The organism is Sphingobacterium paramultivorum, assembly GCF_014109745.1.
GTDB lineage: Bacteria > Bacteroidota > Bacteroidia > Sphingobacteriales > Sphingobacteriaceae > Sphingobacterium > Sphingobacterium paramultivorum.
Genome location: NZ_CP058555.1, coordinates 2973308 through 2989068 on the forward strand (window position 1 = coordinate 2973308; position 15761 = coordinate 2989068).

13 protein-coding genes, 1 tRNA gene and 1 pseudogene are annotated in these 15761 nt (G+C 39.4%); 7 read left to right on the forward strand and 8 right to left on the reverse strand.

The window, feature by feature from the left end; genetic code table 11:
• Positions 1-285: 285 nt before the first annotated feature.
• The 4 genes and pseudogenes from HS960_RS12755 to HS960_RS12770 form a co-directional block, all read left to right on the forward strand.
• Positions 286-960: a TetR/AcrR family transcriptional regulator gene (locus tag HS960_RS12755; RefSeq protein ID WP_153846138.1), complete on the forward strand. Its 675-nt coding sequence runs from the start codon at positions 286-288 to the stop codon at positions 958-960.
• 192 nt (positions 961-1152) lie between these two features.
• Positions 1153-2451: a 4Fe-4S dicluster domain-containing protein gene (locus HS960_RS12760; protein WP_153846137.1), complete on the forward strand. Its 1299-nt coding sequence runs from the start codon at positions 1153-1155 to the stop codon at positions 2449-2451.
• Between the two features lie 7 nt (positions 2452-2458).
• Positions 2459-3253, forward strand: a complete 795-nt coding sequence (locus HS960_RS12765; protein ID WP_153846190.1) for a (Fe-S)-binding protein — start codon at positions 2459-2461, stop codon at positions 3251-3253.
• Positions 3254-3681: 428 nt separating this feature from the next.
• A pseudogene (locus HS960_RS12770) lies at positions 3682-3926 on the forward strand (heterodisulfide reductase-related iron-sulfur binding cluster); the annotation flags it as partial.
• Between the two features lie 255 nt (positions 3927-4181).
• On the opposite strand, the gene HS960_RS12775 reads toward HS960_RS12770, so the two are convergent.
• Together HS960_RS12775 and HS960_RS12780 are read right to left on the reverse strand one after the other, a co-directional pair.
• Entirely contained in the window at positions 4182-4598 is a 417-nt protein-coding gene (locus tag HS960_RS12775) for a hypothetical protein (RefSeq protein WP_153846136.1), read from the reverse strand.
• 115 nt (positions 4599-4713) lie between these two features.
• A complete protein-coding gene (locus HS960_RS12780) occupies positions 4714-5304 on the reverse strand; it encodes an LOG family protein (protein WP_153846135.1) in 591 nt (196 codons plus the stop codon).
• Between the two features lie 283 nt (positions 5305-5587).
• Here HS960_RS12780 and HS960_RS12785 point away from each other — a divergent pair, with 283 nt between their 5' ends.
• Positions 5588-7951, forward strand: coding sequence for a glycoside hydrolase family 127 protein (locus HS960_RS12785; protein ID WP_153846134.1), 2364 nt, complete (start codon positions 5588-5590; stop codon positions 7949-7951).
• Between the two features lie 101 nt (positions 7952-8052).
• On the opposite strand, the gene HS960_RS12790 is transcribed toward HS960_RS12785, so the two are convergent.
• Entirely contained in the window at positions 8053-10038 is a 1986-nt protein-coding gene (locus HS960_RS12790) for a glycoside hydrolase family 97 protein (protein ID WP_182332896.1), read from the reverse strand.
• A 269-nt stretch (positions 10039-10307) separates the two neighbouring features.
• On the opposite strand from HS960_RS12790, the gene HS960_RS12795 reads away from it, so the two are divergent.
• Positions 10308-10976 (forward strand): DinB family protein, encoded by a 669-nt coding sequence (locus HS960_RS12795; protein WP_159729051.1) that lies wholly within the window; start codon positions 10308-10310, stop codon positions 10974-10976.
• A 4-nt stretch (positions 10977-10980) separates the two neighbouring features.
• Positions 10981-11433, forward strand: coding sequence for an SRPBCC family protein (locus tag HS960_RS12800; protein WP_153846131.1), 453 nt, complete (start codon positions 10981-10983; stop codon positions 11431-11433).
• Positions 11434-11566: 133 nt separating this feature from the next.
• Here the strand turns inward: HS960_RS12800 and HS960_RS12805 are convergent, their stop codons facing one another.
• From HS960_RS12805 to HS960_RS12825, 5 genes are all read right to left on the reverse strand, one after another.
• Complete coding sequence (locus tag HS960_RS12805) at positions 11567-12592, reverse strand: hypothetical protein (protein WP_182332897.1); 1026 nt, start codon at positions 12590-12592, stop codon at positions 11567-11569.
• A gap of 220 nt (positions 12593-12812) precedes the next feature.
• A complete protein-coding gene (locus HS960_RS12810) occupies positions 12813-13127 on the reverse strand; it encodes a hypothetical protein (protein WP_182332898.1) in 315 nt (104 codons plus the stop codon).
• Positions 13128-13791: 664 nt separating this feature from the next.
• Positions 13792-13875 (reverse strand) — tRNA-Leu (locus tag HS960_RS12815).
• 74 nt (positions 13876-13949) lie between these two features.
• Entirely contained in the window at positions 13950-14828 is an 879-nt protein-coding gene (locus HS960_RS12820) for a Ppx/GppA phosphatase family protein (RefSeq protein WP_153846129.1), read from the reverse strand.
• Positions 14829-15193: 365 nt separating this feature from the next.
• Positions 15194-15736 (reverse strand): hypothetical protein, encoded by a 543-nt coding sequence (locus tag HS960_RS12825; protein ID WP_159729053.1) that lies wholly within the window; start codon positions 15734-15736, stop codon positions 15194-15196.
• Positions 15737-15761 lie beyond the last annotated feature (25 nt).

The window sequence follows — 15761 nt, forward strand, 5'->3', positions numbered from 1 at the left end:
GGTAAGTGAATCGCAATCAGCGTACACCGCCGATAGCACCAAATACGCTCCAGTTCTACAGCCAAAAGAATAAGGTAAACTCAAAAGCTTATCGAATCAGTCAAATTATAGTGTAAATAAAAATCTGCTGCTTGATTTTCTTGCATTTACCAGCTAAATTGTAGATATTGGTTCGGAAAACAAACATATCTACCCTAATGAAAACTTCATGGTCCCAAATTTGTTCATTAACTGACGAATGTAAGGTACTCAGGAAAGCTTCGTCGTTAAAATGATTTTATTCGCATGAAAAAGAAAGTAATTGAGGATAACCCTAAAAAAGAAAGAAAGGTAACTTCCGGTCCTATACGCGACAAGGAACGCACCAAGGCGCGAATGATCGCTGCTGTCGGAAAGGTAATTCAGAAAAAAGGATACCATGCATTGAATGGACCTAATATTGCTTTGGAATGTGGACTGAACAAAGCATTAATATGGAATTATTTTGGCGGTCTCGATCAACTGGTGGAAGCTTATCTGACACAAAAAGATTTTTGGCAAATCGGAGATAAGGGCGTATTGGAACAAATGATCACAAATCCCGGTTCCATCAGCGTTTCCTTGATAGAAGAATTGCTTAATTCTCAATTTAACACCTTTTTGAAGGATAAGACGAAGCAAAAAGTGATTCATTGGGGACTGGGCGAAAAGACAAAAGCGCTTAAAAATATAGCCGACAGAAGAGAATTGCTCGGCGAAGAACTATTTAAGCATGTCGATTCAAAATTCGAAAACTCCGAAAACGACCTTAGAGCGACATTGGCGATTTTAGTCAGTTCAATTTATTATTTGAGCCTTCAGGCAAAATCTACCGGAAGTACCTTTTGTGGTATTGATGTAAATACCGAAGCAGGAAAAGAACGAATTCAAAAAACAATGCGTAAAATATTAGAACAGACATTTTCTGATGTTGAGCTATAGTCTACTCAGATATAACTAGAGAAAACGTCCAAGAAGAATAATTTCTTCTTGGACGTTTTTCATTACAACCTATACTTACCATTAGAAATTTCAAATAAATTATCACCTTAGGTCTCTATTTTTGATTTATTTTTACTATGTTAGCATAACAAAATAATATAGTATATTTGTTTATAACCAAGATCCAGGCATATGATAGGTCAACTAATATTTGCGGTTTGTTTCGCTGTGGCATTGTTCCTTTTTAGCAAAAATGCACAACAGATTTATCGTAATATCAAGCTGGGTAGACCGGCAGATCGTTCGGATAGATCCCCAGAGCGTTGGAAAATGATGCTCCTCGTCGCCTTTGGACAAAAGAAAATGTTCAAGCGAATTTTCCCCGCAGTCCTACATTTATTTGTATACCTCGGATTTGTCATCATCAATATTGAGATGTTGGAGATTGTCATAGACGGTCTTTTTGGTACACATCGTATCTTTTCATTTTTAGGGAGTTTTTATAATTTCCTAATTGGGGCATTTGAATGGCTCGCGCTGGGTGTACTGGTATCCTGTGTCATCTTTTTAATTCGGAGAAATATCGCTAAAGTAGCTCGCTTAAATAGTGTAGAATTGAAACATTGGCCCAAGACGGATGCAAATATTATTTTAATCACAGAGATTCTTTTAATGTCGGCTTTCCTGCTGATGAACGCTTCTGATCTTAAATTGCAGCTCTATGGCTTCGCACATTTTAAATCGGTAGGTTCCTTTCCAGTAAGCCACCATCTTCTTCCATACCTTCCAACTTCGACGGAGGCCTTATTTTTAATAGAGCGGTCTTGTTGGTGGTTTCATATCCTAGGTGTACTTGCCTTCTTGAACTACCTCCCCTATTCTAAGCATCTTCATATTATTTTGGCTTTTCCGAACACCTATTTTTCTAATCTGAACGCAAAAGGCAAACTATCCAATATGCCAGCTGTGACCAATGAGGTTAAGGCAATGCTTGATCCGAGTTTCACCCCACCTCCAGCAGATGCAAATGCACGTTTTGGAGCCAAAGATGTTCAGGATTTAACCTGGAAGAGCCTATTGGATGCATACACCTGTACTGAATGTGGACGTTGTACATCTTCTTGCCCCGCAAATATAACGGGAAAGCTGCTGTCTCCACGAAAAATTATGATGGATACACGGGATCGCCTCACTGAAGTCGGTACGAATATCAAAACAAATGGAAGCTTTCAGGATGACGGAAAATCTTTAATTGACACGTATATCAGTCGAGAAGAGTTATGGGCCTGTACAAGCTGTAATGCATGTGTAGAACAATGCCCAGTCAATATTAATCCACTGGATATTATTATTGAACTTCGTCGCTTTGCTGTTATGGAAGAATCACAAGCTCCTGCGAGTATTAACAATATGTTTGGAAATATTGAGAACAATGGTGCCCCATGGAAATATGCGCAATTGGACCGCGCCAATTGGACTCAACAACAATAGTTTTATGATGGAAAATGAATTAAAAGTTCCCACAGTTGCTGAACTGTTGGCCAAAGGAGAAACTCCTGATATACTATTTTGGGTAGGTTGTGCAGGGAGTTTTGACGAACGTGCACAGAAAATTACGCGCGATATCTGCAGAATATTACAACATGTTGGTTTAAAATATGCCATCTTAGGTACAGAAGAGAGTTGTACGGGTGATCCTGCCAAAAGAAGTGGAAACGAATTTCTATTTCAAATGCAGGCCATGATGAACATCGAAGTACTCAATGGCTATGAAATCAAGAAAATAGTAACGGCTTGCCCACACTGTTTCAATACATTGAAAAATGAGTATCCATCCCTAGGTGGCAACTATGAGGTCATTCATCATACACAATTGATCCAAAACCTGATCGATGAAGGAAAATTAAAACCAGCGGATAACAACGTATTCAAAGGAAAGAAGATAACGTATCATGATCCCTGTTATCTTGGTCGTGCAAATGAGGTCTATGAGGCACCGAGAAAAGTATTGGAAAGCTTGGATGCCCAGCTGATCGAACTGAAACGTTGTAAGAGCAATGGACTTTGCTGCGGTGCTGGGGGCGGACAAATGTTCAAAGAACCAGAGCCTGGAGCAAAAGACATTAACATCGAACGTATCGAAGAAGTCATCGATGCAAAGCCACACGTTGTCGCTGCAGCATGTCCTTTCTGTATGACGATGTTAAAAGATGGCGTAAAAATAAAAGAAAAAGAATCAGAGATTGAGGTGTTGGACATTGCCGAAATAACTGCCCGAGCAAATCAATTGTAAATTACATTAATTACGAAATAAAAGAGGCCCGATCGTATGATCGGGCCTTTTGTGTAGGGAGAAGAATATCTCCTGTTCACGCTTAAATTAGGGGAATCCCAAAGCCGGTTAAAATATAGGGGATTCCCCCGAATCGAAGATCAGCGCCGTATTTATGCTGATCAAACAACTCTAACATCTAGCCATAACAAAGGTATCACCTCTAGTTCAATTCATTGTTGTTCATTTCTTCTAAAATGTTGTTCAAAAATTAACCATTGAAAAAAAATGATATTTATTTCCAGCCATTCAACTAAGTAACAAACCTAAAAGCACCTTTCTCGTCGCGTTAGATAGCACCTGCTTTATCTCATAAGTGGTCATTCGATCGCTCATTACAATAGATTTATAATTCTGTCTGCCTTTTCCTTGCCATAAAGTCTATAAGTTGTAAGAGCAATGAACTTTGCTGTGGTGCTGGGGGCGGACAAATGTTCAAAGAACCAGAGTCCGGAGCAAAAGACATTAACATCGAACGTATCGAGGAGCATCGATGCACAACCTCAAGTTGTCGTTGCAGCATGTCCTTTCTCTGTATGACGATGTTAAAAGATGGCGTGAAAACAAAAGAAAAAGAATCTGAGATTGAAGTGTGGACATTGCGGAAATCACTGCCCGAGCAAATCGATTGTAAATTACATTAATTACGAAATAAAAAGAGGCCCGATCGGATGATCGGGCCTTTTGTGTAGGGAGAAGAATATCTCCTATCCACGCTTAAATTAGGGGAATCCCAAAGCCGGTTAAAATATAAGGGATTCCCCCGAATCGAAGATCAGCGCTGTATTTATGCTGATCAAACAACTCTAACATCTAGCCATAACAAAGATATCACCTCTAGTCCAATTCATTGTTGTTCATTTCTTCTAAAATGTTGTTCAAAAATTAATCATTGAAAAAAATGATACTTAGGCCCTTTTCCCAATGGACGCATATCAACGCCATTACGCTGCGCGCTGATATAGCCGCCACGGGAATAGATATCTGGAGATATACCATTATGCAGTTCCTCCCGAAATGTACCACTGCTGTTTCGGGTAGCACTTTCATTGAGGTTGAGTACCACTTGATCCCTAAAAATCTCGCTGTTCACCACTTGAATATGCTGTGGTATATTTAACAATGAGGCTTCTAGCCGCAATGCTTCCGACAGTTGTTTCGGATTATATCTTTTGTAATACTTCGAACTAATTTCGACTTCGTCAATTCTGAACGATTTCATGGTATCCTGAGATACTGTTTGAGCAATAAGCCCAAACGGAGAAACGATGAAAATACAGGCTAAAAAACCCCGAGATTGTAACATATGGAGGAATAAGAAATTCTGTTACAAATCTCTAAATCGAAATTAAAAAGCGATAAGAATGCTATTAGTCAGAAATAAGAGCGGGATTAAGATGACATAAGAATTTATTGAAGTCCTAAATTTCATCCTTCTCAATCCATTTTGGAACCAGTGGTGCTTCATACTGTTGCATCTTCTCGATCAGCTCTTCAATCGTATCAGCGACCAATAACATTGCTCTATTTTCCTGCTTAAGAAGCCCCTCTTCGACCATGTGATCAATAAATTGAATTAGATGATTATAAAATCCATTGATATTTAATAAACCAACTGGCTTTTTATGTAAACCCAATTGAGCCCATGTAATCATTTCAAAAAGTTCTTCCAAGGTACCAAAACCGCCCGGCAGTGCGATTACCCCTTCGGCATAATCATTCATAATTCGTTTACGATCATGCATGGTATCAACAGTAATCAGTTTTGTTACGCCCGTGTGCTCTCTTTCTTTCGAATTCAAAAAATCGGGAATCACACCTATTACTTCACCTCCGTGCGCAAGAGCTCCATTCGCAACAGCCCCCATTAGGCCGACCCTTCCACCACCATAAACCAAACGGATACCATATTCAGCCAAAACCTTTCCCACATAGGAGGCTTGCTCTTCATACACGGCCGAATTCCCTAAACTGGAAGCACAAAAAATAACAATACTATTAACTTTCTTCATATACAAGTATAGTTAAAAATAAACGGATCAGCTTTTTTATTGCGATCTTACCAGCAGGCCAACATTTCACCTCCCTAAGTACAAAACAAACAAAACACTAATTATCAAGTAAATACAACTTAAAACTATCCATCCTTTTTCTCTCGTATAGATAAATGTAAAAAAAACACTTAAAATAAATAACACATTTAATATCTTTGATTTACCGGTCTTTTTTATACATAACGGCTAACCAGACAAGCTCATCAGATCTTGTTAATAACAAATGATAATTTCAGTCCATATGATCTTCAAAAACAAATTTTTGCACAGTGCTCTCTTAAGCTTATTTAGTCTGGCGCTATCTGCTCAAACAACTCCGCAATTAAATTATTTCGATTTAAGAGATGTAAGGTTGTTACCTGGAGTTTTTAAACATGCTGAAGACCTGGACATCACTTATTTATTGGAAATGGACCCGGATCGATTGTTGGCTCCATTTTTACGCGAAGCCAATTTACCGCTTAAAAAAGACTCTTATACCAATTGGGAAAATACAGGATTAGATGGCCATATCGGAGGTCATTATCTATCTGCGCTTGCTCATATGTATGCCGCTACAGGAGATCTTCGCATCAAGGAACGCCTGGATTACATGCTGGCCAACTTGAAACGTTGTCAGGAAGCAAATGGAAACGGATACATTGGCGGGGTACCTGGGGGTAAAATTAGTTGGACAGAGATTCAACAAGGCCGGATCAACGCCGGTAGCTTTAACTTGAATGGAAAATGGGTACCGCTATATAATATACACAAAACCTATGCTGGCCTGCGAGATGCCTACTTGTTGACAGGCAATGAATCTGCGAAAGACATGCTTATTCAGATGACTGATTGGGCGCTTAAGTTGGTTGGTCAACTTTCCGAAGCTCAAATACAGGAGATGTTACGAAGTGAACACGGTGGACTGAACGAAACCTTTGCTGATGTCGCTGCAATTACCCAAAATCAAACTTATCTCGAGCTGGCTCGTAAATTCAGTCATCAATCCATACTTGAGCCCTTATTAGCGCATAAAGATCATTTAACAGGATTGCACGCAAATACGCAAATTCCAAAAGTTCTCGGTTTTAAACGCATCGCTGACCTTTCCCACAACGAAAAATGGGCTGAGGCTGTTCGGTACTTTTGGGATAATGTTGTCGAACATCGCTCGATTGCTATTGGTGGAAATAGTGTGAGTGAGCATTTTAACCCAACGGACGATTTTTCAAAGATGTTATATAGCATTGAGGGACCTGAAACCTGCAATACGTACAATATGTTACGGCTCACAAAAATGCTCTACCAAACTGATCCGCAAGGAAAATACCTCGATTTTTATGAACGTGCTCTTTACAACCACATCTTATCGACACAACATCCCGAACATGGTGGATTAGTTTATTTCACACAAATCCGTCCGGGGCATTATCGCGTTTATTCACAAACACAGACAAGTATGTGGTGCTGCGTTGGATCGGGGATGGAAAACCACGCCAAATATGGTGAAATGATCTATGCACAACGCAACAATGACTTATTCGTCAATTTGTTTATTCCTTCACGCTTGGATTGGAAAGCGAAAAACACCGAAGTCATTCAAGAAACGAGCTTTCCGACAGAAGCCAACACAAGCATTCGAATCAACCCCAAAAAACCGACTTCATTCAGCTTGTTTATTCGTAAACCCAACTGGCTGACCGCAGCTCCGCATGTATTGATCAATGGAAAGCCCTACCACAATTTCAGTTCAACGAATGAGCATATCCAAATCAAACGTACATGGCGAAAGGGTGATATCGTCAGTCTTGAATTGCCTATGGGGATACATACTGAGCAGTTGCCTGATAAAAGCAATTATTATAGTATTTTATATGGACCTCTTGTTATGGGTGCCCGTACTGGACAGGAAGATCTTTTGGGACTTCAGGCCGATGACAGCCGAATGGGGCACATTGCATCGGGAAAACAAATCCCTTTACGTGATCTCCCAATTCTTAAAGCTGAACCGAACAATATTCCGACACTTGTAAAACCAATAGCATCAAAGCCCTTACACTTTACGCTCTCAGATCTTTATTTGGAAAAAAAAGGTATTCAAATGGAACTAGAACCCTTTTTCGGTATTCATGATTCCCGTTATATGATCTATTGGCCTCAAGCAACAGAAAAGGAACTAGAGGCGTTACAGGAGAAAATGAACAGTGATGAAATAGAAAGCTTAGCGCTAGCTGCCAAAACAGTCGATAAGGTCGTCGCTGGAGAGCAACAGCCGGAATCAGATCACTTTTTTCACGAGCAAAATAGCAATGCTGGGGCATTCGGCGATACACGCTGGCGCGATACAAAAGACTGGTTTAGTTATGTGATGAAAATAACGCCCGAGACCCAACTGATAGCAATCAAATTGCTGGCAGACAACTCATCAAGGGTAACTGAGGTTGTGGTCGATGGTAAAACTATCTGCACAATGGAAGACAAGGACGAGAAGCCAACCATTAAAACAATACGTATAAAGCTTCCCATTGATGGTACAGGTAAAACCAAAATAGAACTAAAAATTAAGGCCGGGGCAGGATCTACAAGCCACAAGATCCTAGAAATCCGAACTCTTCGTCCTGACTAATGGATCTGTGCGGTAGTTTCCATTAGTCAAGATTGATTCACTTAGCCTGGAGTAATTCAGTTTATCAAGAATGATTCAATTCGTCAGAAGAGCGCTGTTATTTATTTTCCGATTAAAACAATCGCGCCATCAGGTTGCAATGTCAATTTGATGGTCTTTGTTTTGGAAAGTCGAATTTGTTTCTGTTTTGATTCCCGGGCGATGTTATCGTCGATTAGCTGTACCGCATCCGTACTCAATATGGGCAAATTCACCGATACAATCTTTTCTTTGCCCTCGGCATTTATACCCGCTATATACCATGTATCACTCTTTCTCCGGGCAAGTATGACATATTTACCTGGATAACCATCAATAAAAATTGTTTCATCCCAGGTTGTAGGTACCTGTTTCATAAAATCAATCACATGGGTTGGCATTTCCTGTAGATTATTGGGTGTCAATCCAAAATTTTGCACTGGAGTCTGAAATAAAATCGCGGTTGCCAATTGAAATGTTTCTGTCGTTTTGCGAATAGTACCACCGTTATTCTCACGGTTATGACGTTTGTTCAGCAAAACCGGACCAAAATCCATTGCCGCCACGGCATTGCGAATAAATGGATGTAAAGTCGCATTAAATGCCTCCGTATCATTTGCATGTTGTGTGAAAATCAAGTTTTCGGAAGCCAATACAGCTTCACTACCCACGAAATTCGGATACATACGCTCCCAACCCCGCGGTAAAGTACATCCATGAAATATAACTGTTAACCCATAATCATTTGCATCTGAAAGAATATCTTCGTAAAGCTTAAGTGTTTCCTGTTTATCACCTCCAAAAAAATCAACTTTGATTCCTTTAATGCCCACACGCTGCATCCATTGCATCTCGGCTTTACGTGCGATCGAAGTATTCATTTTATTTTTTGGTGTTTGCGGTGCGTCGTTCCAGAATCCGTTCGAATTGTACCACAGGCAAATACCTACACCCCGCTCCTTTCCATAAGCCACCAATTGTTCAATTTTTTCATGACCGATCTTTGTATCCCACCAATTGTCGATCAATACAAATTCATAACCCATTGAAGCTGACAAATCAATAAACTTCTTTTGGTCTTCAAAATTAATACTACCATCCTGCCATTCCAGCCAACTCCACGTCGCCCGTCCGAATTCGTATTTCTTCGACGCCGGATATTGCGGCTCTACAACATCAAAAGGAATGGTCGTCTCCACAATGGGTTTTAGATTGCTCCCGATAGTCAGTGTGCGCCAAGGTGTATAACCGGGTAATGAAATTGTGGGAGCTGCACGTCCAATGCCATTGTTCTCCCCTTCTTCCGGGAAAGCAATACTATAAAGGCCATCCTTCGTACCTTCGCTTAACTTGGATGCACAATATGCGCTTGATACACCCGTTTCCGAAATGAGTACCCATCCACGATCCCCAACATGAAAGAGCGCAGGAAAAGTATATCCAACACCATACTTCGAAGGTACCCCTAAGGCCTGATCTACCTGATACTCCTCTTCATAACTTGGTTTTGTTTTCATCCAGCCTATCATCGGGGAAGCTTGGGCTGTTAAAAATGTTGTTGTAATGAGTGGAAATTTAAAACCACTCTCCTCCTTTATTAATGCAAAATTGGCCGGCTCGCCTACCTGAGGCACATAATATCGGAATGCTATATTGCTGTTGCTAACACGGAAAGTAACCTCAATCTGTTGCTTTGAAGCATTCTCCAACAAATAACGCAATTCATTCGCTTTATACGCTACCTGACTGCGTTTGATTTTTGACTCGTTATAATTGGTCGAAATTTCAGCTCTTTTTTCTGCTACTGGATGCAAATTATCACTTAAATTTATCGTCTTGCTTTGAAGCCCAAGCGGAGAAGCCTCCAACATCGTTTTCCCTTCCAGTTCAACCTCATAAAATAGATTGCCATTTTTCAGATCCAACTTAACGGTCAAAGTTCCATCAGGACTAGATACCGATGTCTGCTGCGCTACAGCAATTGTGCCCAATAAAGATACGATACATACCAAAACACAAGGTTTTAATGGTAAACGTCCAAAATAGCGCGTATAATTGTGATTTAACATAGATTAACTCAAATAGTAGGTTAGTTATTACGTTAAAGATAAGGTTTTATTTTAATAAATGTACAAAAAACACTTATTATACAATACGTCCCTTATCCAGCAATTGATGCCACTATCTAAGGAATTATTACCTTCTGATTAGGGAGCCGGCCTCCCCACCTTTTCTTGCCTTATGGAAAGATATAGAAAACAAAAATGTGTTATAATTGTAAAGAAGTAGTGACATTTATTTTTACGATTTTAATACGTATTAAACTATGAATCTAATTATGAACATGATAGCAATTGCAAGTATAGCAACTGCTTCCTTAGCTCCATTGTCAGCTAAATCACGATTATTGCTCGAGCAAAAGAACGAAAACATTGCGCTGATATTAAAAAAACAGAGCTTAAAACGTAATTATGTGGGAACCGACTCGCTATTACAATACTTTAATCAAACAACTGCGGAACTTGAAAAGCAGGTTGCGGGTTTAAGCGAAGCGCAGCTCCAATTTAAACCAGCGCCTGACAAATGGTCCATCAGTCAATGCCTTGAACATATCATTCGTTCAGAACGAATGATATTTGACATGGCAAAAAAAGGCCTGGATCAAGATCCACAACCTGAAAGGCGGAAAGAGATCAAGATGACCGACGACAATCTCAAGAATGCACTCACAGACAGGAGTCACAAATATCAGGCACCCAAGGAACTCCAACCGGAGGGGATTTATAAAAATGTGAAAACAGCACTCGCTGATTTCAATGCCGCGCGTCAGCCAGTACTTGATTATATCAAAAAAGCTGATGCGGAAGATCTTAGAAATCATGTCAGCGACTCCCCAACCGGTCCAATTGATGGTTACCAAGCCCTGATGTTTATTGCTGCACATTGTGCACGTCATACCAAACAGATCGCTGAAATAAAAGCCGATCCCAATTTTCCAAAACAATAGAAAGATGAAGAAATTGACCTATCAAATTAAGATTGATGCTCCTGTGTCGCGGGTTTTTAAAACAATGCTCGATAAAGAAACGTACAAACAATGGACCAGTGCGTTCAATCCGAGTTCTGATTTCGAAGGCGTTTGGGAAAAGGGACAAAGAATTCATTTTACCGGCGTCAATGAAAATGGTGAAAAAGGCGGAATGGTAGCAGAGATTGCTGAATATATTCCAAATTCATATGTATCTATTCGCCACCTTGGCATCTTAGATAAGGGCCAGGAAATTTTATCCGGACCAACTGTTGAAGATTGGGCAGGAGCGTTAGAAAACTATTCTTTTTCAGCCATCGAAGGACAAACATTATTGAAAGTGGATGTTGATACAAACGACGAATACATCGATTACTTTAATGAAGCTTGGCCAGATGCTTTGCAACGGCTAAAGGAAATCAGTGAAACGGAATAAGTAAAATACGCCTACGTATTGAATAGCTTTGCGATATCAATACACAGGTCAGCAGCTTGTCGTTTAAATACAAAAACGGCATCTAGATTTAGATGCCGTTTTTGTATTTAAACGATGCCTTTTTTTCGCTCGTTTACTTTTGTTTTTTAACCCTAATATCGAATATATTATAATACTTTAAGGTACTATAGTCTTTCAGACTCATGAAGTCATAAGTAAGTGGATAATTAAAGATATTTTCCGTCTGACTCACATAAAGGAGCATATCGCGGAGTGCTGTCCCAATAGCCTGGGCTCCTTTTGGATACTTAATAAAACTGTTCTTCCCGCCACCACGATAGTAGATCAGCAGACTACTACAATCCAGGACTTTGGTATCTATGTCATCCAGCGCTTTCTTTTCCAATATTTTGTCTATCGCTGTATTGAGCCTTACCCGTGTTGAATCAGTTTCTCCCATCAGAATCATATGAGTACCATAAGTCACCGAAGCAAGCACATAAGGAGAATAGCCGGCTTTGGTTAATGCCTCTACTTCCGATGTTGGATAAGCTTCATAATACTCCGTATAATCAATATATATTGTAAGCTTATTGACATTGCCTATCCGAAGTGTACTATTGGGTTTACTGATCGTCGTTGAATCTGCATGTCTCACAAGGGATAGGGCCTTTTTTACATCCTTCGAATTACCAAGAAATCCCTGTATTTCGGCGTAATCTTCAAAAGTACTGGAGGAGAAATTCATGCTGCTCGCCTGTTTCGATTTTTCGAACTTATTGGCATAAGCAAGGCCATTCGCATAGCTGGGTTCAAAGAACCCCATATCTACAGAGAAATCGTTATCAGACAAAAAATGGAATTTAACTTTTTTTGCTTTTGCTTCCAGGCTTTCTAACCGAGGCCCCTCCAGGGTATCTTTGAGGCTCCAAAGTCCACCCAGAAAAACCTTTTCATCAATATAGTCATCAGCGAACAGTTTATTCATCTGAAACTCTACTTTTCGAATTTCATACTTATCTGGCGGAACAGTGGGTTCATTTTTGGTGGTATCTGTAGGCACCACCTCTGGAGGCTCTACCTTTGGCTCGATGGGATCTTTTGTACAACTTAACCATATCAGTGAGCTAAGAAGAAGTAAAAAATTTCTAGTGTGCATATTGAAGTTCTTCGGTTTCAAATTCCGTTATCATTAATAAACAGGGATCACTCGCTCTTTTTTATCTGATAAATTAAATATAATAATCGAAGATAACATTTTTTTTCATCAGTCCAAAACAAAAAAGCGGGGTTTTCACCCCGCTTAGATTTAATCTTTTGTAACACCGTGAAAATGCAGACGCCTCTCAGCTGGTTGAAATCAAGAGCGATCGACTGCATTAAACACCCCAAAAAGCTCTACACGCTCTAAAGAACGATCCACAACCACCACTCGTATAGGTGTCTGAAGTATGTGTACCGACCAATTGTGCCGTATCATAGTCATAAAAACTCAATACAAAAACACAATGCGTTAATTGGCCTTTGCTTTCTTTGACCTCTTCGGTGACCTTCACGAGGGTGTTCGTTTTAGGAAGGCGGTAAGTCATTGTTTTGACATTGACATTTTCTTTCGGAGCCTTTTCTGTTGTCTTTGCAGAAGCCACTGTAGATAGCAGCACAACTGCCATCAAACTCATCATTAATTTTTTCATTGTTTCCATTTTTTTTGTTAAACCATAACATGCTTTTGAAGCAGGTCTTTATTTTATGGAAGTAAAAATAGAAACGCCTTTAACTAATTTTACGGTGATTTATTATTTGTTGTGGCCCATTCGTTATTCGTGGTTGTTAGTCTATTATTCGTAATACGACTGTTTGTACTGTATAGGTTAATCATGACAGCAAGTCTTATTTTTATACATTGTATGTCTCTAGCATTATTTGTATTTTTAGGGGTCTGATTCAAAATAAACTGTAGTTCAGCTGCCTAATTATTACAGCATCGGACAAATTCGTCAACAATGCCCAAATATACTAGCGCAAATGGGGTTAAAAATTAGAATAACCAAGCGTAAACATTACTATTTATAAGAAAATGGAAAATAATCGAGAAAGCAGAAAGTATTTACCTGTGGTGGTAATGGCGCTAATTGGTTTCCTGGAAAACCTATCTATACAAGATAAACACCACGAGCAAATTACAGAATAGCTTCTTATAAGACTTAGGTCATAAACTTAGAACCGGCCCCGGTGTAAATTTTTATCCAAATAAACCAATAAAGCTTTATTATTATCAAATTTATCATATGCCTTGGATGTGAGATATATTTTTGTTCATAAAAAAAGGAGACTACTATTGACTAGTGTCTCCTTAAGTGCCCAGGAGCAGATTCGAACTGCCACGCCCATGCGAGCGCCACCCCCTCAAGATGGTGCGTCTACCAATTTCGCCACCTGGGCTCATACTCACCTTTGGTATCACAAAAATAAAGATTTTTCGCTCTTTTACAAGTCGAAAATCGCTTTTTAAAGCATTATTTCACTAAATTCCTATTGATCAAGGTTCTAATTACACCGTCAACAAGTCCAACCCTTGGAACAATGATTTGTTTTAGACGGCCATACTTCATAATCGTCAGGAAAATTTCACTTGCAGGTATAATTACATCCGCACGATCTTCGTTTAAACCCAATAAAATAATGCGCTCTTTTAAAGAAAAGGAAGATAAATGCTCGTACACCGCTTTTAATTTGGCATAGGATAATGGTTTGTCCACTTTTTCATTAGAGAGGCGTGCAAGCTTATTAATATTACCGCCAGTACCGATCCCAACGACTTGCTTATACATATGCGTATTGCTACGTACCCATTCCCTCAATTCATCCCAGGTTTCTGCCTTATCCTGATTGTCCAAAATACGAATCGTACCCAAGTTGAAAGACTTAGAATTAACCAAAACACCATTGGCGAATAACGATAATTCAGTGCTACCGCCACCAACATCAATGTAAAGGTAAACTTTGTCCTTTTCCATCTTATTATCCCAATGGCTATTGTAAATAATCTCAGCCTCCTTTGCCCCTTCGATAATGTCGATGTTTATACCGTTTTTCTTGACCTCCGCAACAATGTCAGCCCCATTTCGCGCATCACGCATGGCCGACGTCGCACAGGCCATATAATCCTCCACGTGATAAACATCCATCAACTCCCGAAAAGCCTTCATCGTTTTGATCAAACTCTCGGCTTTCCTTGGTGAAATTTCCTGATGAATAAACGCGTCATCTCCCAAACGGAGCGGAACACGTAACAGTGTATTTTTCTTAAAATTATATTGGTCTTTCTGTCCTATAATGTCAGCTATCAAAAGACGGACTGCATTGGAGCCTATATCTATTGCGGCGTATCTCACTTTATATACGATTTCATTAAATTACGCTAAAATAAACACAGTTATTAAAAACTATGTTATACAAGTGTTAAGTTATCATTAATTTAACAAATAACAAACGATTATTACAAGGAATTCTTGCGTACACAACACCTGATATTGTCGTAAAACAACTAAAATTCCTGTTGATCAAAAATATGAACTCATTTCCCGACAAAATCATCTCGCTGACAATCAACTGACTCAGGATACAACTAGCGCATGCCATCGAAACGCAGTACCTAGCACAATTCCATACAGGAAATCCATTATTGCCAGCAAAAAACTCATAAAAAAAGGAATATTCATTTTAATGAATACTCCTTTCCTTCTATTTATCTTATTTCTTAGTGATGGTGTTCTTCAACTTTACCGCCAGCTAATTTGTAGATCTCTTCCACTTTTTTCAAAGACTCCTCCGAAAGGTGAATAACATCCTTGTTTGTATTGTGTTCTTCATGAGACAATCTTGTATTGATCTCACCTTGTTTTTTAACCACAAGTGCTAAAAATGCTTTATCGTTGAATGCCGCTGTGCTGTCCGAACCAACTGAAGCTGGAACTTGAAATGCAGGCACACCACGTTGCGCCTCGCCAACATGCAATTCTTTTGCTAAATTGTCCAATTCTGGTAAAACTGTTGCGTAAGCCTCTTTAATCTTTGCGGCTACATTTTTCACCTCTGTTGAGGTAGATTGTTTTGCAGCTACATCGGCAAGATTTACCAAGTAGTTTCCATTTTCGCCAACGAATTTAATCATTGCGAAGGCATCACCATCCGCTAAGGATGCATTAGAGTATTGACGCTGTCTATCTGCAGCTGTTTGACCACAAGATGCAAATAATGTACCCGCACAAGCCGCAACAATAAATAACTTATTAATCTTCATATCAATTTTGTTAACTATACAAAAG

Coding starts and splice junctions, on each gene's coding strand:
- HS960_RS12810 (WP_182332898.1), bottom strand. CDS start 13,127: ATGAAAAAATTAATGATGAGTTTGATGGCAGTTGTGCTGCTATCTACA.
- HS960_RS12795 (WP_159729051.1), top strand. CDS start 10,308: ATGAACATGATAGCAATTGCAAGTATAGCAACTGCTTCCTTAGCTCCA.
- HS960_RS12780 (WP_153846135.1), bottom strand. CDS start 5,304: ATGAAGAAAGTTAATAGTATTGTTATTTTTTGTGCTTCCAGTTTAGGG.
- HS960_RS12755 (WP_153846138.1), top strand. CDS start 286: ATGAAAAAGAAAGTAATTGAGGATAACCCTAAAAAAGAAAGAAAGGTA.
- HS960_RS12800 (WP_153846131.1), top strand. CDS start 10,981: ATGAAGAAATTGACCTATCAAATTAAGATTGATGCTCCTGTGTCGCGG.
- HS960_RS12785 (WP_153846134.1), top strand. CDS start 5,588: ATGATCTTCAAAAACAAATTTTTGCACAGTGCTCTCTTAAGCTTATTT.
- HS960_RS12790 (WP_182332896.1), bottom strand. CDS start 10,038: ATGTTAAATCACAATTATACGCGCTATTTTGGACGTTTACCATTAAAA.
- HS960_RS12775 (WP_153846136.1), bottom strand. CDS start 4,598: ATGTTACAATCTCGGGGTTTTTTAGCCTGTATTTTCATCGTTTCTCCG.
- HS960_RS12760 (WP_153846137.1), top strand. CDS start 1,153: ATGATAGGTCAACTAATATTTGCGGTTTGTTTCGCTGTGGCATTGTTC.
- HS960_RS12805 (WP_182332897.1), bottom strand. CDS start 12,592: ATGCACACTAGAAATTTTTTACTTCTTCTTAGCTCACTGATATGGTTA.
- HS960_RS12765 (WP_153846190.1), top strand. CDS start 2,459: ATGGAAAATGAATTAAAAGTTCCCACAGTTGCTGAACTGTTGGCCAAA.
- HS960_RS12825 (WP_159729053.1), bottom strand. CDS start 15,736: ATGAAGATTAATAAGTTATTTATTGTTGCGGCTTGTGCGGGTACATTA.